The organism is Companilactobacillus metriopterae (genome assembly GCF_004117915.1).
Classification (GTDB): Bacteria; Bacillota; Bacilli; order Lactobacillales; family Lactobacillaceae; genus Companilactobacillus; species Companilactobacillus metriopterae.
Genome location: NZ_RSTD01000001.1, coordinates 610,982 through 631,615, shown reverse-complemented (window position 1 = coordinate 631,615; position 20,634 = coordinate 610,982). Strand labels below are relative to the sequence as shown.

General features: G+C 31.9%; 23 protein-coding genes. 15 read left to right on the top strand and 8 right to left on the bottom strand.

Translation table 11 applies throughout. From position 1 onward, the window contains the following. Positions 1-7: 7 nt before the first annotated feature. Genes EKN01_RS03190 through EKN01_RS03175 form a run of 4 tightly spaced genes read left to right on the top strand, consistent with a single transcriptional unit; the run spans position 8 to position 4,943 of the window. Positions 8-910 (top strand): RluA family pseudouridine synthase, encoded by a 903-nt coding sequence (locus EKN01_RS03190; protein ID WP_432264336.1) that lies wholly within the window; start codon positions 8-10, stop codon positions 908-910. A 2-nt stretch (positions 911-912) separates the two neighbouring features. Further along, the gene (gene pyrR, locus EKN01_RS03185; RefSeq protein WP_129044940.1) at positions 913-1,431 is read left to right on the top strand and encodes a bifunctional pyr operon transcriptional regulator/uracil phosphoribosyltransferase PyrR; all 519 of its coding nucleotides are present in this window, start codon (positions 913-915) and stop codon (positions 1,429-1,431) included. A 27-nt stretch (positions 1,432-1,458) separates the two neighbouring features. Continuing rightward, positions 1,459-2,547 carry a carbamoyl phosphate synthase small subunit gene (locus EKN01_RS03180; protein ID WP_129044939.1) on the top strand — a complete coding sequence of 363 codons (1,089 nt, stop codon included), beginning with the start codon at positions 1,459-1,461 and terminating at the stop codon, positions 2,545-2,547. Further along, complete coding sequence (locus tag EKN01_RS03175) at positions 2,541-4,943, top strand: ATP-binding protein (protein WP_129044938.1); 2,403 nt, start codon at positions 2,541-2,543, stop codon at positions 4,941-4,943. The genes EKN01_RS03180 and EKN01_RS03175 overlap by 7 nt, the downstream gene beginning before the upstream one ends. 4 nt (positions 4,944-4,947) lie before the next feature. On the opposite strand, the gene EKN01_RS03170 is transcribed toward EKN01_RS03175, so the two are convergent. Beyond that, positions 4,948-6,618: an Rqc2 family fibronectin-binding protein gene (locus EKN01_RS03170; protein WP_129044937.1), complete on the bottom strand. Its 1,671-nt coding sequence runs from the start codon at positions 6,616-6,618 to the stop codon at positions 4,948-4,950. Between the two features lie 122 nt (positions 6,619-6,740). Between EKN01_RS03170 and EKN01_RS03165 the strand changes: the two genes are divergently transcribed. Beyond that, positions 6,741-7,604 carry a DegV family protein gene (locus tag EKN01_RS03165; RefSeq protein WP_129044936.1) on the top strand — a complete coding sequence of 288 codons (864 nt, stop codon included), beginning with the start codon at positions 6,741-6,743 and terminating at the stop codon, positions 7,602-7,604. A gap of 27 nt (positions 7,605-7,631) precedes the next feature. Here the strand turns inward: EKN01_RS03165 and EKN01_RS03160 are convergent, their stop codons facing one another. The 3 genes from EKN01_RS03160 to EKN01_RS03150 form a co-directional block, all read right to left on the bottom strand. Next, the gene (locus EKN01_RS03160; RefSeq protein WP_129044935.1) at positions 7,632-8,060 is read right to left on the bottom strand and encodes an SLAP domain-containing protein; all 429 of its coding nucleotides are present in this window, start codon (positions 8,058-8,060) and stop codon (positions 7,632-7,634) included. Positions 8,061-8,180: 120 nt separating this feature from the next. Beyond that, entirely contained in the window at positions 8,181-8,564 is a 384-nt protein-coding gene (locus EKN01_RS03155) for a hypothetical protein (protein ID WP_129044934.1), read from the bottom strand. A 111-nt stretch (positions 8,565-8,675) separates the two neighbouring features. Continuing rightward, positions 8,676-9,047, bottom strand: a complete 372-nt coding sequence (locus EKN01_RS03150) for an SLAP domain-containing protein (protein ID WP_129044933.1) — start codon at positions 9,045-9,047, stop codon at positions 8,676-8,678. Positions 9,048-9,167: 120 nt separating this feature from the next. Here EKN01_RS03150 and EKN01_RS03145 point away from each other — a divergent pair, with 120 nt between their 5' ends. From EKN01_RS03145 to EKN01_RS03110, 8 genes are all read left to right on the top strand, one after another. Further along, a complete protein-coding gene (locus tag EKN01_RS03145; protein WP_129044932.1) occupies positions 9,168-9,758 on the top strand; it encodes a hypothetical protein in 591 nt (196 codons plus the stop codon). 128 nt (positions 9,759-9,886) lie between these two features. Continuing rightward, entirely contained in the window at positions 9,887-11,047 is a 1,161-nt protein-coding gene (locus EKN01_RS03140) for a CAP domain-containing protein (RefSeq protein WP_129044931.1), read from the top strand. A 150-nt stretch (positions 11,048-11,197) separates the two neighbouring features. Continuing rightward, positions 11,198-11,773, top strand: coding sequence for an SLAP domain-containing protein (locus tag EKN01_RS03135; protein WP_129044930.1), 576 nt, complete (start codon positions 11,198-11,200; stop codon positions 11,771-11,773). Between the two features lie 59 nt (positions 11,774-11,832). Continuing rightward, the gene (locus tag EKN01_RS03130) at positions 11,833-12,186 is read left to right on the top strand and encodes an iron chaperone (RefSeq protein ID WP_129044929.1); all 354 of its coding nucleotides are present in this window, start codon (positions 11,833-11,835) and stop codon (positions 12,184-12,186) included. Between the two features lie 205 nt (positions 12,187-12,391). Continuing rightward, a complete protein-coding gene (locus EKN01_RS03125; protein WP_129044928.1) occupies positions 12,392-14,041 on the top strand; it encodes an FAD-dependent oxidoreductase in 1,650 nt (549 codons plus the stop codon). Continuing rightward, entirely contained in the window at positions 14,038-14,337 is a 300-nt protein-coding gene (locus tag EKN01_RS03120; RefSeq protein ID WP_129044927.1) for a rhodanese-like domain-containing protein, read from the top strand. Before EKN01_RS03125 ends, EKN01_RS03120 begins: the two co-directional genes overlap by 4 nt. Continuing rightward, positions 14,327-14,563 carry a metal-sensitive transcriptional regulator gene (locus EKN01_RS03115; protein ID WP_241685235.1) on the top strand — a complete coding sequence of 79 codons (237 nt, stop codon included), beginning with the start codon at positions 14,327-14,329 and terminating at the stop codon, positions 14,561-14,563. Before EKN01_RS03120 ends, EKN01_RS03115 begins: the two co-directional genes overlap by 11 nt. Before the next feature lie 375 nt (positions 14,564-14,938). Next, a complete protein-coding gene (locus tag EKN01_RS03110) occupies positions 14,939-16,108 on the top strand; it encodes an ArgE/DapE family deacylase (RefSeq protein WP_129044926.1) in 1,170 nt (389 codons plus the stop codon). Positions 16,109-16,351: 243 nt separating this feature from the next. On the opposite strand, the gene EKN01_RS03105 is transcribed toward EKN01_RS03110, so the two are convergent. Then, positions 16,352-16,732: a VOC family protein gene (locus EKN01_RS03105; protein ID WP_129044925.1), complete on the bottom strand. Its 381-nt coding sequence runs from the start codon at positions 16,730-16,732 to the stop codon at positions 16,352-16,354. A gap of 140 nt (positions 16,733-16,872) precedes the next feature. Next, positions 16,873-17,598: a 5'-nucleotidase, lipoprotein e(P4) family gene (locus tag EKN01_RS03100; RefSeq protein ID WP_241685234.1), complete on the bottom strand. Its 726-nt coding sequence runs from the start codon at positions 17,596-17,598 to the stop codon at positions 16,873-16,875. 144 nt (positions 17,599-17,742) lie between these two features. Between EKN01_RS03100 and EKN01_RS03095 the strand changes: the two genes are divergently transcribed. Beyond that, positions 17,743-18,681 (top strand): quinone oxidoreductase family protein, encoded by a 939-nt coding sequence (locus EKN01_RS03095; protein WP_129044924.1) that lies wholly within the window; start codon positions 17,743-17,745, stop codon positions 18,679-18,681. 7 nt (positions 18,682-18,688) lie between these two features. Further along, entirely contained in the window at positions 18,689-19,123 is a 435-nt protein-coding gene (locus tag EKN01_RS03090; RefSeq protein WP_241685233.1) for a MarR family winged helix-turn-helix transcriptional regulator, read from the top strand. 32 nt (positions 19,124-19,155) lie between these two features. Here the strand turns inward: EKN01_RS03090 and EKN01_RS03085 are convergent, their stop codons facing one another. Next, positions 19,156-19,923, bottom strand: a complete 768-nt coding sequence (locus tag EKN01_RS03085) for a hypothetical protein (protein ID WP_129044922.1) — start codon at positions 19,921-19,923, stop codon at positions 19,156-19,158. Positions 19,924-19,936: 13 nt separating this feature from the next. Beyond that, entirely contained in the window at positions 19,937-20,632 is a 696-nt protein-coding gene (locus EKN01_RS03080; protein ID WP_129044921.1) for an ABC transporter ATP-binding protein, read from the bottom strand. Between the last annotated feature and the right edge of the window lie 2 nt (positions 20,633-20,634).

Here is a 20,634-nt window from a genome sequence, read left to right as displayed (position 1 = left end):
AAAAGTTATCAAATTAACATGTGACTCTAATTCAAAGGTTCGTCTTGATACTTACATAAGTGAAAAATTACCTGAATTTACCAGATCCCAAATTCAAAATTTAATTAAAGATGAAAACATAAAATTAAATGACAACGGTGTATTAAAAGCTGGTACTAAAATCAAGCTGAATGATCAAGTAGAGATATTTGTTCCAGAGGAAAAACCTATTGAGGCTATCCCACAAGATATTCCAATAGATGTTATTTATGAGGACTCCGATGTACTGGTTGTTAACAAGCCACAGGGAATGGTAGTACATCCCTCTGCAGGTCATCCAGACCAAACCTTAATAAATGCAATTTTATATCATGCACAAATTAATGACGACGACCTTATACGTCCAGGTATTGTGCATCGAATTGATAAAGATACCTCTGGTTTATTAATGATTGCAAAAAATCATGATGCCAAACTCTCTCTGATGAAACAATTGAAAGAGAAATCTAATTTACGTGAATATGTGGCTATCGTTCATGGAAACTTTAAAGAAACAAGTGGAAAGATCAATGCTCCTATAGGTCGCTCCAAATCTGATCGTAAAAAACAAGCAGTTATTGAAAATGGTCGAAATGCAGTTACTCACTTTGAGGTTTTAGAACAATTTGAAGGTTATTCACTTCTAAAACTTAAACTAGAAACTGGTAGAACTCATCAAATTCGTGTTCATTTACAATATATTGGTCATCCAGTAGCTGGAGACCCACTATATGGACCAAAGAATACTTTGAAAGGGAATGGTCAATTCCTACATGCCCAAACATTAGGATTCGTACATCCCCAAACTGAAGAATGGTTAGAATTTTCTACTGAACCACCAACTATTTTTTTAGAAACACTCAATAAATTAAGAAATATTAGCAGAGGTTAATTATGGCTAAAGAAATAATCGACGGTCAAACAATGACACGTGCACTTACTAGAATTACATATGAAATTATCGAAAGAAATAAAGGAATCGATAATCTGGTACTTGTTGGTATAAAAACTCGTGGTGTATATGTTGCTCACAGAATTGAATCTAGATTAAAACAACTTGAAAATCTTAACGTTCCAGTTGCAGAGCTAGATATTACTCCTTTTAGAGATGATAAAAATGATGACGTCAATACTAATAAAATTGAAGATATTGATATTGATATAAACGATAAACATGTCATTTTAACAGATGATGTTCTATATACTGGACGTACTATTCGTGCTGCAATGGATGCAATTATGTCTATGGGAAGACCTAAAAAGATTTCACTTGCTGTATTAGTGGATCGAGGTCATCGTGAATTACCTATCCGTGCTGATTTCATTGGTAAAAATATCCCAACTTCTCAAAAAGAAACCATTAAAGTACTCATGAAAGAGATCGATGGGGAAGATCGCGTAGAAATTGATTAATATTCCAAAACAAAGGAAACAAAAATAATGAAACGTTATCTTATTCTTGAAGATGGTACAGTTTTTCCTGGAATTGGATTTGGTTCATCAGTTATTACAACTGGTCAGCTCATAATTTCTAACATTAGAACAGGAATAGAACAAACTATCACTGACCCTAACGCTGAAGGCCAAATTTTGGCATTCTCAACATCAGCAATAGGTACTCCAGGGATTAACCGTGATTTCTATGAATCCATTAATTCCAGATGTAAGGGTGTAGTTGTAGGTACAACAATCGGATCCACCGTCGATGGTACTATTCCTTTTGAAAATTGGGTAGGATCATTGAGCATACCTGGTATAAAAAATGTTGATATGCGTGCATTGTCTGATCATATTGCTGAACATGGTGAAATGAAAGCAAGTATCATGGATACTTATGATGAACATGCTAAAGACCAAATCAAAGCACTAGTTCTACCACCAGATTTAGTAAAAAGGGTGTCCACTAAACAATCATATCCAAACCCTAATATAGGTGTAAAAGTTGTTATTGTGGATTTAGGTCTTAAGTATTCCATTTTAAGACAGCTCTCTTACCGAGGTACCAATGCAATTATTGTTAACTACAACACTTCAGTTGAAGAAATAGAAGCTTTACACCCAGATGGCATTATCTTTTCTAATGGACCTGGTCATCCGGAAAATTTACCTAATACGTTAAAAAATATTCAAGAACTTCAAACTAAATACCCAATTCTAGGAATAGGCTTAGGAACACTTTTAATTGCACTTGCAAACAATTGTGATATTGAAACCTTAGATATGGCTCACCATGATTCATCAATTGCTGTAAAAGAAGTAGCCAGTGGAAAAATAGACTTTGTAAATCACAATCACTCACTAACTATTAATAAAAGTTCAATCAGTAATTCTAATCTAATTGTTACTGATATATGTGTTAATGATGGAAGTATCGAAGGTATACGTCACGAGTATCTGCCTATTACTGGCTCACTATTTGAACCTGAAGCAGCTCCAGGTCCTAGCGACGGATACTATATTTTTGATGAATTTATACAATCAATGGAATCTAATAAAGAACAAAATAGGGGAGGTATACATAAATGGTAACAAGTGATGTCCACAGTATCTTAATACTAGGACCTACTAAAAGTGAAACAAATGTTGATTTATCAACTTCCATTTATGATACTGCTGAAATTTTACACAAATTAGGTTATAAAACATCGATAATCATTGAGGATCCTACATTCTTATTATCGTCAGTTAAATTTTTTGACAAAATATTTGTTAGAAAAGTCAATGGTGAAAGTGTCCTAGAGTTTCTAGAAAAATTTCATCCTGATGCAATTTTACCTACACTTGGGGATAGAAATGCACTGGGAATTATTTCAGGTCTTAACGATAAATTACGTGGTACTAAAATATTAGGAACTAATAAGCACGCTGCTCTATCGACCTTTAAAAGAGAAGTATTTGTAAAAACTCTGATGCAAAATGATCTACCAGTAATTAACTTTATTTCTTCAAGTGATGAAGAAGAGATCTATGATTTTATCAGGTCAATAGATTTTCCTATTATTGCTCGACGTAGATATTCCAACCGTAATTCTAGTGGCTGGACCAATATCAAAAATATTTATGAACTAGATACCTTTATGTCTCTAGAAGAAATTGAAGAATCTAAGATCGAAATTGAACGTAGTATTAGAGGTTTTAGTGAATACTCATTTACGGTAGTTAGAGATCGATTTGATAATTCAGCTTTGATGGGTTCTATTGAAGATATTGAACCTATTGGTATCCATCATTTAGACTCACATTTAATTTCTCCTGCTATATCTTTAAACGATTCCAAATATCAAAAACTACGTAACTATTCTATAAAATTAGCTCAAGTCTTTGATATCCAAGGTGCTTGTACTGTTCATTTTGCGTACAACCATGAGACACATGATTGTTATATAACCGAATTCATCCCAAGACTTAGTGAAGAAACTAAATTTTTGGAATACGCAGCAAGTTATCCAATGGCAACAGTCGCAGTCGAATTATCATTAGGTTATAGGCTTGATAAACTTCAGATTGATGCTGGAACAACCTTTAATGGTGCAACTGAAAACTTTATGGATCATATAACATCTAGAATTCCACAATGGAATGATAGCGAACCACAATATCTTGGACCAAGTAAAACTTCGAATGACAGTCTAATCGTCAATGGATTAGGAATTGAGGAAGTATTAAACCGTGGATCTCTTAATGACAAATTGAATAATACTTCTCAAAAACATGATTACCTTAAAAAACTGAGTGATGATGAACTGTTTGAAAAAATCATTCATCCCACCAATTGGTTAATTGATGTAATCGTTGAGGCAATCCATCGAGGATTTGAATTAGAAGAACTTAGACAGATAACGAATATTAATATGCCATATCTAACTGCATTGGAAAATATTTCTAATTTTAATCTAATGGACTCTGAATCACTAAGTATTGAAGATATCGAACAGCTTACTAGTTACGGTATCAAGGGAATTGGTAATAGTAAAATTATCCAAGAATCTAAAGATCCTGTTAATCACACTGTGGTAAAACGTAAGCAGTCTGTTCCTGTCCAGAAGAACGAATATAATTTTAATAATTATTTTGTTACTTCAGGAATATCAAATGATCTAAAATTCTCTGATAAGAATAAAATAATTGTCAGGTCTCCAATAGTTTTTGGTAAAAGAACCTTGATGGCTAAACAATTTGTTCTAATGCAACTCTCGCAATCTATTCAGCAAAATGGATTAGAAATGGTCGTGGTAGGTCGAGAACCATGGAATTCTCCTTTATCAGTTAGAGAAAAAGTTTTTCAAATAGATGATCCACACTATGAATTAAATTCTCTAAATATAATTCCAGAAGAAAAAGTCTTTAAGATAATTGATTTATCTGAAACAGTTCTCAATGAAGATGATAGTGATAAAGTTTTTAAAATAAATTCTGAATTAGTAGTGGATAACAAATTGGAAAGTGATATTTCCATAAGATTAATGTCAATTACTGATGGATCAGGAATTCGAATCCCATCATTGATTTACCGAAATGAGTCTAATTCTGAAAGTTTTGAAATAGGTTCATATAATAACTTTTTAACTGAAACTGAAAAAGATGAAATATACACATTAATTTCAAATGCTCTAGAAGAAAACGATAAAATTAATATCTTTAGTTTTGATTTAGTCTACTTAAAGGGCAACTGGGTCATTTCTAGGATATATCACGGTATTGATGAAGATATTGTCATTCATGAATTAGGTAGTTCGATTCATATGATTGATACTTTAGTCAAATTAATCTTAGGTAATACTCTAGAGAAAACAGATAATCTAGAAGAAATATTTAAGAATACCGATCAATTCTATCTGTTGATTCGAGATAATAAAAAAATTAAGATATTGCCTCAAGAAGATATTGAAAATTATCTTTTTGATTCAAACAAAAAAGAAGACTAGAATTCTAGTCTTCTTTTAATTTTTCCACTAATTCTCTACTAGGATCAACCAAGATAGTAGTTTGACCTTCAAAAATAACATAACCAGGTTTAGCACCATTTGGTTTTCTAATATTTTTAACTTGCAGATAATCAACCGGAACTTTTGATGAATTTCTTGCCTTAGAGTAATAGGCAGCAACACTCGCTGCTTCTACAATAGACTGTTCATCTGGTTCACTAGATTTTAGAATCACATGAGAACCAGGGATGTCTTTAACATGAAGCCAATAATGATTTTTTTGTGACAGCTTCATTGTTAACTGATCATTTTCAATATTGTTTTTTCCAACAACAAATTCTATGCCATTAGTTGTTTTAAATTGTTCACCAACTATACGCTTCTTCTTTTTCTTCTTGTTTTTTCCTCGATTTTTAACATATCCAGACTCGATTAATTCTTCAATAATACCATCAACGTCGTGAACATCAGCATATTCAAGTGAAGCAAGGACTGATTCAAGATAATCTACTTCATTTTGAGTTATCTCTGTCTGCTCCTCAATATGAGGTATAGAGTTTTGTAATTTTCTATATCTCTTGTAGTAACTTTGCGCGTTTTTAGAAGGTGAAAGTTCAGGATTCAACTTTATTTTTACATCAGAATTATTGTCATAATAATTAGGTAGGGTGATACTTGACTCGCCTTGCTTAACTTGAGACATATATGTAGTTAGAAGTTCACCATAAAGATTATATTTGTCCATTATAGAAGTTTTTTCCAGTTGCTCATGTAACTTCTTTAGTTTTGATTTATCCTTCTTTAAAACAATGTTTAAACGGCTAATTATGCTTTTGGTCTGTTGCTCAATACGATCAATTCTCGCACTATCAACATAATAATTATCAAGTGCCTGACTTAACGATTCATATTTAACAAATTCAGAGGCTGTTTCTTCAAAAGGAAATGCGGAAACTGATAATTTACCATTTTTGTTCAATTTCTGAACAGTAGGGGAGACACCATTTTTAAACTGATATACAAATTCTATGGGATCCTTATCTTTCGATAACAAAGCCGAAAACTCATCAGCCGTATCAACACCAAGACCCTCAAATTTTTCACGTAATTCACTTTTATCAGTAATATTTTGGAAATCTCCAATTGTTGATTTAAAAGGATTTTCTTTATTTTGGGAAGGTGGCAATACGTAATCATCATTAGGTAGTAGACCACGATAACTATTGTTTTCCGGATATACTCGTTTAATAAGATCCACTATTTTGTTGTTTTCCTTGTTGATTAGAAAAATATTACTATGACGACTCATTATTTCTATAACCATAGTGTACTCATGAACATCCCCAAGTTCATTTTTTGCACTAAGATCAATCATAACAATACGATCATTATCAACTTGCTTAAATCCGTGAACAATGGCACTAGTAATGTACTTTCTAAGTGACATTACGAATGTAGAAGGTTTTGCTGGATTTTCAAAAGGTAGCTCAGTAATTTGAATTCTTGCATAACTAGGGTGAGCAGATAGCAGCAAATTTTTGCTCTTTCTATTACTTCTAATACCTAAAATTAATTCATTAGGGAATGGCTGTTGTATCTTACTAATACGACCACCAGCCAATTCTTTATTGAGTTCATCAACCATTGAATGGGTGAACATTCCGTCAAATGACATTTAATTCGACCTTTCTTTTAGAGAAATTAATTATTCTTTACGATAAAATAGTAATTCTATTGTGCTATAATCTAAAACATATACTTTCATTATACTTTAATCAAACAAGGAATTGATAATTTATGAAAATCGCTATTGTTACTGATAGTACATCATATTTGCCAGCAGAATTAGTGCAGAAATATGATATAAAAATAGTCCCAGTTGAAGTAGTCTTTGATGGTAAAACATACAAGGAAGATATTGATATAAATACTTCCGAATTTTATGATTTATTACAAAGTTCACCAGAACTACCATCTACAGCACAACCTTCAATGGGAGAAATGATAAACATATATGATGACCTTGCCAAAGAAGGATATGATACTATAATATCCATTCACTTAGCAAGCACAATCTCGGGTTTTGTTAATAACCTAAAAACTGCAGCTCAAACAATTGAAAACGCAGATGTTAGAGTTATTGACTCACAAATAACAACCAGATTAATGGGTTATCAAGTAGAATACGCAGCTATGCAAGCAAGTAAAGGTAAGTCAGTTGATGAAATTATCGATGGAATTCATGATTTACAAACTACAACTGGTGAAGCATTCGTAGTTAACGATCTTAAGAATTTGGTTAAAGGTGGTAGACTTTCCAATACTTCTGCTGTCATTGGTACAATGTTACAAATTAAACCGCTACTTGAATTTGATAACGAAACACATCAGATAGTTGCTTATGACAAAGTTAGATCAATCAAAAAGGCAAAGTTAAAAGCCGAAGAAAAATTGGCTAATGCTTATAAAAACGCTGATTATCAACTCCGTATGCTAGTTATTGATGGGGATGATATTCAAGCAGGAAATGAATGGGCTGAACATCTCAAAGAAGTATATCCGGATGTTAAGATCGACCGTTCATATTTTGGCCCTGTAATTGGAACTCATCTTGGTAAAGGCGCTTTGGCAGTAGCTTGGATCAAAGAATTTGATAAATAAAAAAAAGACACTTTGAAGTGTCTTTTTTTATTTTGTATCTTTAGGTGCAAATACAGTTTGCATCTTCACTACAGAAACATTGTCATCTTGTAGTACATAACTATTTGTTGAAATTTGATAGAATGTTTTCCCATCTTGAGTTGTTACTTGAGCTCCAACAAGCCAAGAAGAATTAACGTCTAATTTTGTCTTTGTAGCTACCATTTCACCGTCTTCAATAGTATATGTATAAACTGGCTTATTAATAGTGATAAGATTCTTAGATACTAATTTCCCCATGTTATCGTATTGTGCTACCAAACTAGTATCAACATTTTTAACCTTACTACCATCATCTTTTACAACTTCAGATGTAGTTGTTTCCTTATCAGTAGCTGCTTGAACTTCATTACCAATAGAAGACATAGCAGAAAATAAAACTACTATGGCACTTGCCAAATAAAATGTTCTTTTCATAAAAAATACCCCAATTCATAAGATTTGAACCGGACTATTATACATTTAAATAGATTTATTTTGTTAACATCTTAAGAACACATAATAATTTATAGAAATAAAAAAAGACCTTGCGGTCTTTTATGAATTGGCAACAATAGGTAAATACACGATAAATCCAACTGCAATATCACCTAAATCACCCGTAATATATTGGTCTGATGAAATTTGATAGAAGACTTTACTATCATCAGTTGTCACTTGAACTCCATCAAGCCATTCACTCCCAACAGCTAGAGTTGCATCTGTTTTTACAAATTGACCATTCTTCAATTGATATACATTTACTGACTTCATAATTTCCAAAGTGTTAGCACTTCTAATATTTCCATCTTCATCATATTTAGCCACATGACTAGCATCTATTGACTGAACCATATTGTCAGCTTTGACAACATTACCTGTTGCAGATAAACCTAATGATAGTAATACAGCTGTGATGATACCAAAAATAATTTTTTTCATAATTAAATTCCCCCGAATTTATATTTGTATATGTGCATTATTGCACATATATCTACATAATACTAGATTACATTATTATGTTAGCAAAAATAAAAAAGACCGTAAGATCTTTTATAGTGAAGATATACCTAATGAAAATACATATGAGACATCAGGACTAGCTATCACATATTGATTAGTAGATATTTGATAATAAGTGTGGTTGTCATCTGTTAATACGTTTACACCAACTAACCAAGAACTTCCTGATTTGATACTTTCAGTTGTTTTAACAAATTCTCCTGAAATTATTTTATATATGCTGGTATCATTTTTAACATTTAAAATATTTGAAGAAATTATATCTCCGTTATCATTGTATTTTGCTATTGAACTAGTATCAATACTTTGAACCAAATTATCTGCTTTTGTCACAGAAAAATTAGTTATCAATCCCAACATAAGTACAAAAGTAGTCAAAATTAAATTAACTCTTTTATTCATAATAAAACACCCCTTTTATAATTATTGCATCAAAAATAAATATTTTTTTGATGCAATAATTATAACACATTTAATTTATATATGATATAATCATCATATAACATAAAGGGGGTTAATATTATGTTAAAAAAATATTTATTGGGGAGCTTAATTGTAACGATTGGACTTCTTGGAATTTCTCAGGCTACACTAACCGGATCAAATGCTGAAACTGTGTCTGATTCAAGTAGCTTTGATGCTAGTTCTGTACAATACCAAACAAAGCAGCTTTCATCTGGTGGAAAAATACTAATATCTGATGGAAAAATTAATTTAGATATTAAGGATGCTGGTTATGGTATGAACGGTGGAGGTGGCAATACTTCTGGTCAACCGGCAGTTACTGAAGGAGCAACTGCACCTATTGTCGTAGGTGTAGCTATAGGTGACTTCCAAATATACTACGTTGGTCATAACTTAGTTGAATATGATTTATATATTCCTTATTCAACACAGCCTTATGCTCTTAATACAGATGTGTATATGAATAATACTCATCTTGACTCATTTAAACGATACTCTACCGATGGTCCAATTGGATATAGTAAAACATTTGGCGCAACACCAGGTAGATATTACGGATCTTTAAGAGGTTATACTCAAGGAATGTTCCCAAATGGTGGAAAATCTGATTTTGTTATTCCTCGTAGTTTTGTTGTTCCTGCTAGCTAAACAAAATAAAAAACTCATCAATAATTATTTGGTGGGTTTTTTATTTTGTTTTTTTAAAATTCAATCTTTATTTAATTACATTTTAATGTGATAATTGGTGTATTATTTTATATTAGAGGTATTAATTTATGAATATTAAAAAATCAAGGCTAATCGTACTTATATCTGCTGGTCTAATATTAGTATCCAGTTTTCCTTCTGTTGCTTTAGCTGATAATGTCAACACAGAAAACCAAAACACAGTACAAACTGAAAATGTAACTAATTCCAACAATGAAAATGTTGCAGTTACACAATCATCTGCAGCAAGCTCAATTGATATTGAAGCTACTAAACAAGCAATCCTGAAAGAACTTAATAGATTACGTTCACAAAATGGATTACCTACACTACAAACTAGAACTGAACTAAACACATATGCTCAAAAAAGAACTGATAGTTTATCTTCAGAAGGACAGCTAGATAATCATATTGGTTGGAGTGCCAGTCAAATGGCTCCTTATAATTACAATGCTGCCGAGAATATTTCTTTAATGGGATACTCTTTGATTAATTCGACTGATCCTACTACAATTTCACAAAAAATGATTAAAGAATTTTATTTAGAAACACATGATCCTAAGCCTGACTTTGGCCACAGAAAATCAATGTTAAATCCATACGTTAGTTATGTAGGTATTGGAATAACAATTACTTCAAACGGTGTTATCTATGTTGCACAAGAATTCGGTAATGATGCAGCTGCTTCAAGTTCTGTTAACCAAAATAACAACTACAATTATTTTCTATCAAGATCAAATGACTATGCTAATGTATCAAAATATGATTTAGTTGATTCATCAAAAACAAGTAGTGACTACACAAAAACTGCTAATTACACATATCTAGACTTAAGGGGTGGGGTAACAGTACCTAATAACTCTATTCCAGTCTATGATAGAAATGGTAACAAGTTGAATAATGTTGTCCTAGCTCCTAACAATGAGTATTCTTCAGATATGATTGCTATAATGAACAACAGTTATTTCTTCCATATCTCTGAAAATCAATTTGTATCATCAAATGATGTTCTTTCATGGGCATCATTCCTATCATCACAAAAACCAATAACAGCAAATAACTTTGTTCCTATATATGACAATAATGGAAAACTAAGTGGTAGATATGTAGAAAAGGGTTCTACATGGGTTATCGATCGTGTTACAGTTAACATGCAAACAAATGCTGGTAAGATGTACCGTGTTGGTACAAACGCTTGGTTAAAAGCATCAGATATAACAATCAAATAGATAATTTTAAAAAGACATGTGTAAACATGTCTTTTTTTTGTGAAAAATATATTATTTTAGAATTTTTATTTAAAAAGGTAATTTTTTTTTAAGATAATATATGATATCCTGTGAGTATAACAGTTTCACTATATAGGAGGTTTTTTATTTATGAAAACTAGAAATATCGCTACTGGATTACTATTAAGTTCTACTATTTTGATGGGTGTTTCTGCTACACAAAACGTAGCTCAAGCTGCTGATGTAGCTACATCAACTTCAGCTACAACTGACCTATCAATGCCATCAAACGCTGTAGACGCTTCAGGTACAATCAAGGTTAGAGAATGGGGCGCAATGAACTATTCATATCGTTATGGCCTAAACAGATTCCGTTCAATGGATCAACTTATGCCTGCTGGTCAATACTATAACTACTCAAAAACAGCAGATGTAGATGGTGTTACATACTACTTAATCGGACAAAACCTATGGGTAAACAGTGACGATACAAAACCTGCTACTGATGCAGGTGACAAGATTGTTTCAGCTTCAGGTGTTGTTAATGTTAAACACTGGGGTGCACTAGTTTATACTAAAGATGGTGCAAATCTTAACCCTTCATCACGTACTCTTCCAGCAGCTTCTGGTTGGAGATATAGTGCAACAGTTACAGTTAACGGTGTAACATACTACCTAATTGGTAACAACACTTGGGTAAACAGCATCGACACAACAGTAAGATAAAAATTAAACTAAAAAAGAATACTGAAAAGTATTCTTTTTTTATCTCATGAGGTAAATAAATGACTTTAATAACTGATTACATTGAAAAAGAAAAAGATCCCATCAAAAAGAACTCTATGATTGAGATCTACTCTATAATAAAATCCGTAGTACCAGAAGACACGACAGAAAAAATTTCCTATGGAATGCCAACATTTTATTATAAAGAAAACTTAGTTCACTTTAATGCGTCAAAAAATCATTTGGGATATTATCCATCTTCAAGTCCAATAGTTAAGTTCTCTGATCAATTATCTAAATACAAAACTAGTAAGGGTGCAATTCAATTTCCATATAACGAAAAATTACCAGAAAAATTAATCCAAGATATCGTATTATTCAGATTAGAAGAGATAGCAGAAAATAAAAACTAACTTTTGATTCTGGATCTAAACATACCAAATTTTGATAAGATAGAAAGATTTTCAAATGATGATATTAATTTTAAAAAAACACCTTTGGATAGGTGTTTTTTTATTTTATATTTATATTTCAATACTTATTTATTGATACTTTTGTTAATTCAATATACCCTAGGGGGTATAAATAAAGTACAGAAATACTGTGGGGTAAATATTAATGATATACGTTATTATCGGTGGTGTTGCAGGTGGAATGTCTGCTGCAACTAGATTAAGTAGATTAAATGAAAATTCAGAAATTATTGTTCTTGAGAAGGGGCCAAATGTTTCTTTTGCTAATTGTGGACTACCATTTTATATAGGTGGAGAGATAACTAATCATGACGATTTAATTGTGCAGACACCCGAAAAACTAAAAAATAGATATAATCTTGACGTTCGTGTTAACAGTGAAGTGATTGCAGTTAATCCCGAATTACATCAAGTAACTATCATGAACGATAATCAAAAGTATTCATTAACTTATGATAAGTTGATTGTGTCACCAGGTGCTAAACCATTCGTACCAGAAATTGAAGGAATTGAATCAGCTGATAACATTTTCACACTAAGAAATGTTCCTGATGTAGATAAAATATATAACTTTATTGAGAACAATAATATAAAAACTGCAACAATTACAGGTGCTGGATTTATAGGATTAGAAGTGGCTGAATCTCTAGTAAAAAGAGGGATTAAAGTCCACATAATTGAAAAAGGGACGCAAATATTGCCTCCTCTCGATGAAGAAATGGCTTTATTCGTGGAAGATGAACTTATAAAAAATAACATAGAAATCATTAAGCAAAATTCCATAAAGACATTTAAAGATAATGGTAAATTGATAGTTTTAGAAGATAATTCAAAAATAGAAAGTGATCTGAATATTATTTCCATTGGAGTTATACCAAATACAGAATTTTTGAATAATTCAAAAATTGAACTTGGAATCAGAAATAGTATCAAGGTTAACGATCAATATCAAACAAATATAAGCGATATTTTTGCGATTGGTGATGCTATAGAGGTCAATCAGTATACTTCTGGAGAAGAATCACTTATTTCACTTGCAGGACCTGCTAACCGCCAAGGACGTATGGTTGCTGATATTATTTCTGGAAAAAATAGAATAAACCAAGGAACTATTGGTACATCGATTGTTAGAACTTTTAACTTAGAATCAGCAAGTACAGGCTTGAACGAGAAACAATTAAAGAAACAACATATAGAATACAAATCTCTACATGTCAGAGGTACAAATCACGCTTCTTACTATCCTGACAGCAAAAATATTTTACTTAAAATTATATTCAATCCAAATAACGGATTAATATACGGTGCTCAAGCTATAGGGGAAAATGGCGTAGATAAAAGAATAGATATCATATCTTCTGCTATATATAGTAAATTAAGCATCGAAGATTTAATTAATTTTGAGCTTACATATGCACCCCCATTTAGTTCAGCAAAAGATATCGTAAATATGGCTGGATACATTGGCCAAAATATCTTAGAAGGAAATACAGTTCCAGTTTACTGGCACGAATTAAGAGATTTACTTGCTAACGGAGAATTATTGGTTGATGTTAGAAGTAAATCTGAATTTGAACTTGGACACATCGAAGGTGCAATTAATATTCCGTTAGATGTATTACGCGATAATTTAGATAAACTAAACAAAAGTAATAAATACATTGTCAGCTGTCTAACTGGGCAAAGAAGCTATACAGCTGAACAAATATTGAGACAACATGGCTTTGACGTCAAAAATCTTGACGGTGCATACAATCTGTATTCAGAAATTAAAAAAGAAGAGATAGTAAAATGAAATCAATAGATCAAAATCAATTCGCTGAGGAATTGAATAATGGCGCTAATATCTTAGATGTTAGAGAATCAGACAAGTTTGAATCAGGACACGTTCCTGGTGCAAGATTCTTCCCATTAAGCTCTATACAAAAAAATATTAAGCAACTAGATAAAGATACCAAGTATTATGTGATATGTCGCTCTGGAGCCAGATCTCAACAGGCATCAGCATACTTAGAGCAAAATGGATATGATGTAGTAAATGTGAGTGGCGGTACAACGTCTTGGCAAGGAGATCTTGAATATGGATTGTGATTCCCAAGTTTTAAACAGATTGAAAAGAATTGAAGGACAAGCTCGTGGAGTTCAAAAAATGTTGGAAGATCAAAGAGAATGTTCTGATGTGTTAACTCAATTAACAGCTATCGAATCAAGTATCAAAAGTGTTAAAAGTTTAATAGTTAAAAATCATGTTGAAAAAAGTTTGGATTGCTCATCAGAATCAATTACGGACTCTCTTGATTTAATTTCAAAACTTTAGAAGTTTCGATCAATCAATTATCTCGTGATTTTGAATCGGAAAAGATTTCATTATATATGCAAGTTATATGTGCAAGATTAGTAATCTATAGCTCCATTGCTTGTACTATAGAATGATTCAATTTTGAGTTTTTTATTGGAATTGCAGGATTTGGTAGTTGGTGAATTTGTTGTTAGTTTGCTAGCTCTGTTATCTTTTAAATACGGTATTGGTTGTAAATTCGTATACGATTGTCATTACCAATTCAATACGAGAAATCATTGCAAATGAAAAATTTTCAGATATTGTAAAATTAACAAATGCTATTCTTGCACTAGGAACAATAAGTTTTGGTATAATTTTAGCAACTAAATTAGTCTAATTATGGAGAACATTATGACAGTTATTAACACAGAAGAACGCATTCAAATTTTAGCGGACCTAGTTGCTATTCAGTCTGTTAATGATAATGAAACTGAGGTCGCACAATATCTTAATAATCTTTTTGAAAAGCATAATATTTCATCCACTATTTTACACATTAGTGGAAACCGATCTAACTTAGTTGCTGAAATAGGAACTGGTAGTCCAGTTATAGCAGTAACTGGTCATATGGATGTAGTTGATTCAGGAAATCTTACTGCATGGGATAGTGACCCCTTTACAATGACTGAGAAGCATGGCAATCTTTTTGGTAGAGGAACTAACGATATGAAATCGGGTCTTGCTGCTCTAGTAATTTCTATGATTGAACTGAATCATGCTGGAAAACCAACAAAAGGAACTATCCGTTTGTTAGCAACTGCAGGGGAGGAAGTTGGTGAAAGTGGTTCTCGTGCATTTTTTGAAAATGGCTACATGGAAGATGCAAGTGCTTTACTAGTTGCTGAACCATCTGGTTTTAATATTGGACATGCACAAAAAGGATCTATGGATCTTAAGATTATCTCTAAGGGAATTACTGTTCACAGTTCAATACCTAAACTAGGATATAATGCAATCAACTCATTGATTAACGTTATTAGCGAAGCAAATAAAACATTTAGCGATCCAAATAATCCAAAAAGTGAATTATTTGGACCAATGGATTTTAATGCTGATGTTATTACTGGCGGTACCCAAGTTAACTCTATCCCTGATTATGCAGAAGCAGAAATTAATGTACGGACTGTTCCAGAATATAACAATGAAATGGTATTAACGGAATTAAATAAGATCATTTCCAGATATAATTCTAGGTATGCAACGGAAGCTGTCCCTGTACCGTTAATGTTAGAAGTGCTGATGAATGAATTACCAGTTCAGGCACAAGCAGATTCTAAATTTATTAATTATGCCCGCGAAATTGCAACTACATTCTCTAGTACAACAATTCCTGTTTTACCGCTTTCTGGAATTACAGATGCTTCAAATCTTGTTCGAGATAAACCCTCTGATTTTCTATTTCTTGTTTTTGGACCGGGAGATGCCAGACAAGCTCACGTTATAAATGAACACATAAGTAAGGATATGTATCTGGAATTCATTGAAATTTATATTCAATTATTTTCTAAAATGTTAGATTAAATGCAAGTATCGGTAAAAGATCGTTCTACTCCAATATAAGTGGGACTGGATGGTCTTTTTTGTTTGAAAACTTATCAGCATAAGGAAACTATCTTTATACACCAATAATAGGTAATAGGAAATACCTAAATAATTTCAAATGTGAATTCTCCAAACTAAGGTTACATAATATATATTATACGAAGTAAGTATTCGACAATTTATCAAGCACAAAAAAATGCCCACTTTCGTGGACATCTTAATTTAATCTGTTGTTAATTCAATTAAATTTCCTTCAGGATCTTGTATAACTGCTTCATAATAACCGTCGCCAGTAGTACGAGGACCACTAACTATTGGATAACCATCAGCCATGAACCTTTCAACATATTCGTCAACAGCTGACTGATCACCAACAGCTATCGCTATGTGTGAATATCCTATTGTATCCATAGCATTATCAAATAAAAATCGTTTTGTGGTTAATTCAATTCGACTACCAGATTCAAATTTTATGAAATAAGATTTGAATGTAGTTTTATTATTTACATATAAATCAGAAATCTCCACATCAAAGTATTTCTGGTAGAAATTTTTCATTTTCTCCAAATCACTCGTCCAAATAGCTACATGATCAATTTTCATAATATATCTTCCTTCACTTAAAATGCCTTTATTTGAGTAACGCTGTCTGTGTTTGGATCATAATAATTTAAGTACGATTGACGTAGTTTACTCTTTTCCGCATCAGATATTGCGTAATTATTGTTATATATTGCTGATTCTCAACCACCATACATAGGATTAGGCAATATAATATATTTGTCCCCAAAATATGTGGAATCTGTATTAACATCATCGTTTCTTCCGTCAATACTATTTGTTTCAGGATCATTAAAGTCGGTTAAATTATCACCGATATACTCGATAACATTATATTGTGATTCTACTTGTGATCTACGTGCAGATTTTCCACTTTCGCCGTCAGATTTTAGCAATACGTGGTCAGTATCAGCTTGTGGTAATCCTTGTTCGGTAAGATTTTTAATTGTAGCATCTGTTTCAGTTGATTTGCTACGATCACTAACATAAAAAATGGATACTCCATTTGCATTAGCAAGGTTCAAAAAGTTTTTAACTCCTGGCAAGGCTTTAGCTTGAGCGGATAAAATCCAATTATGCCAATTTGTTGGATAACTAACGTTATTCTTCAATGCATATGCTTGATATGGAGAATTATCCAATACTGTTTCATCAATATCTAAAACCACAGCATATGGCTTATCAGATGGTTGAGCAAGCTTGTTTCTCATATTGTTTGTAGCTGTATTATATCCTTGATAATACAGTGCACGAGCTTCTGAAGACGTCTGGAACCATGCAACTGACATAATATTTTCTGTACCAATATTGTCAGTATCTGTTGAAGCCTGAGCCACATTAGTAATTGGAGCAAAAGTCATTGCTATCAATGCTGTAGACATTAGTGCAAAAGTCTTTATTTTTTTCATATTAAAATCCCCCTTATAATTAATAGAATGACACTAATCATAAAAAAATTAAAGTAAAAAAACAGTGCACTTTGCACATTTATATGTTATTCTATTTTTATAAATAAGTGCAAAATGCACTAATATATATAAAGAAGGTATAATATGAAAGCTGCAATAATAAAAGAACAAAATACAATTCCCACTTTAGGAAATTTTAAAAATCCAGAAAACAAAGATAAATTTAAGATAGTAAATGTTACTGCTACAGCTTTGAGTAATTTTTCAAAATCTTCATCTATGGGAAAACACTACTCTTCAACCAATGAATTCCCATTAATTGCTGGAACAGATGGTGTCGGTACTCTTGAAGATGGTACACGAATATATTTCGGCAAAACAGAAAAACCATATGGTAGCATTGCTGAACAAACTTTAGTTAATGAGAAATTGATCTTACCTATTCCAGATAATTTAGACGACGTAACTGCCGCTGCAATTGCTAATCCTGGAATGTCCTCATGGGCTGCATTGAAATATCGTGCACAAATAAAAGCAGGTCAAGTTGTCCTTATTAATGGTGCTACAGGTGTAGCAGGTTCTCTTGCAATAAAAGTAGCTAGAGAATTGGGAGCGAAAAAAGTATTTATTTCTGGTCGAAACGAAGATAATTTAAAAAAATTGGATGCTGAAGGTTACGCTGTTATTGGAAATAATTTTGAGAATGATTTAAATAAAATTTTATCTGATAACTCCATAGATATTGTTCTAGATTATTTATGGGGAGAAAGTTCCTTATCAATTATGAAATTAATTGCCACTGCAAGTTCAGGTAAACCAACAAAATTTGTTAGCATCGGTACTGCTTCAGGAGAAACAGAAATCAATCTTCCATCAACTCTGCTACGATCATCGATGATAGAAATACTAGGAAGTGGAGTCCGCAGTGTTTCTATGAAAGTTTTATTCATGTCTATTTCTGAGTTATTTGATTGGGCAGGTAATAATAATATTACCGTCCCTACTTCTAAATTTTCAATTGAACAAATTGAAGAGGCTTGGTCTGCACCTAATAATCCACGTGCTGTAATTGTGGTAAAATAGCTACATTATGGATAATCAAATATTTAATACACTCATAAATCTAGTAGGGTTCTTTAATAATCCTCAAAATGACAAAAAACTACTTAGTAGTGCAAATGTTAAATTAGAAGCACCAGCTTTTCCAATTTTTTCAGCCATTGCAAGAAAACAACCAATAAGTGTAAGTGAGATTGCCAATATTGTTGGTAAAAATTATTCAAGTGTTAGTAGACAGATAGATAAATTAGAAAATTCAAATCTAGTTACTTCCTCTCCTTCCCTGAAGGATTCACGCGTTAGAATATCTACACTAACCGAGGAAGGTAATAAGCTTAATAAACAAATTAGCGATACCCGTACCTCTATTATTAAAGAAGCTCTATCCGATTGGTCTGACGAAGAAAAACAAGTTCTTCTTCATAGCTTGGATCATTTGACTAATGAATTAGATAAATTTAAATAAAAAAACATATGGAATTTAATCCATATGTTTTTTTATTTATCAGCTTCTATATGTGGTAGAACATAGATATCTATTACAACAAATACTGCAACAAGTGCTACTGTTATTAACAACCCAATAGAAAGACCTTGTAAACTTCCTTGATTACTTAAAAAGTCAAAAAAGTTTGAATAATTGTTAATTAGTGTAGTTGCACTGTCGAATAAATAAGAACAAACAATTGCAAGAATTACAAAAAGTCCAAATCTTGCTACTTTTTGATATCTATCAGCAACAAAATGAGAAAAATAAAGTGATCCCATAATCAAAAAGTCTACAATACTAACAAAAAATACAACATTAAGTGCAATTATCAATAGAATAAGAATGAATGCTAGATATGCATCTCCAGGTATATTTGGCATTTCTTTAATAACTTGATTCATAGCTTCTATTACTGGATGAGCTTGTAATAATGCAAGTCCAAAAAGATATACAGCAAAACTAATTATCATTGCCAAAATACTTGATTCAATATTAGCTAAGTACAATTTTGAATCTGAAATTGGAACTAATCTATATCTATTATTATTAAATATTCCATAATCGGCAAACGTTAAGCCAATTAGCATTCCAAATGTTAGTAAAAGACTTCCCCATGAAGACGCAATAACTGTAATCGAATCTATTATATTATTGCTACTGCCAATTGCAAATAGTGACATTACTATTGTTCCTAATACCCATAAAATACCCACGGTTCCTGTGTATCTCATTTTTTGCTTAAATAGTGCTTTGAACATTGTTGAATGACTTGTCATTTTTTATCCCCTCCTACATGTAAAAACTTTCATAATAATCTTCAATACTCATATTTTTCTTTTCACGAATGTCCTCTGTTGATTCGTGCGCTATAATTTTTTCATCCTTAATTAAAACAATTTCATCTAAAATATTGGCAATTTCTTCAATATGATGACTACTAATAATAACAATAGAATCATCGTCTACCCACCCTAAAATACTATTAATTATCTTTTTGCGGCTCATGCTATCAATACCACTGAATGGTTCATCTAAAAGATAGATAGGAACTTTTCTTGCCAAAGTCAGTGCAATAATAAATTTTTCTTTCATACCTTTTGAAAGTTGTGACAATTTATTAGAATCATCAATATCCAGGAATTTTGCAATTTCTTGATATCTTTCATTTGAAAAATCAGCATAAACTGTAGAATAGTAATCTAAAATTGTTTTAATTCTAGTACCTTTAGAAAATCCTTCTAAAGTATAGCTATAGCTAACTTTTTGTTTTTTCATTTCAATGATTTTTTCACTGGATAGTATTACATCTCCAGTATAGTTTGGTAGTGAACCGGCCATGATACGCATAAGTGTAGTCTTACCTGCCCCATTTTCACCGATTAATCCAACAATTTTTCCACTATCAATATTCAAGTTGACATCTTCAAGAATCTTTTTGGTTACCTTACTGTATGATAAATCCTTTATTTCTATTACGTTTTCCATTT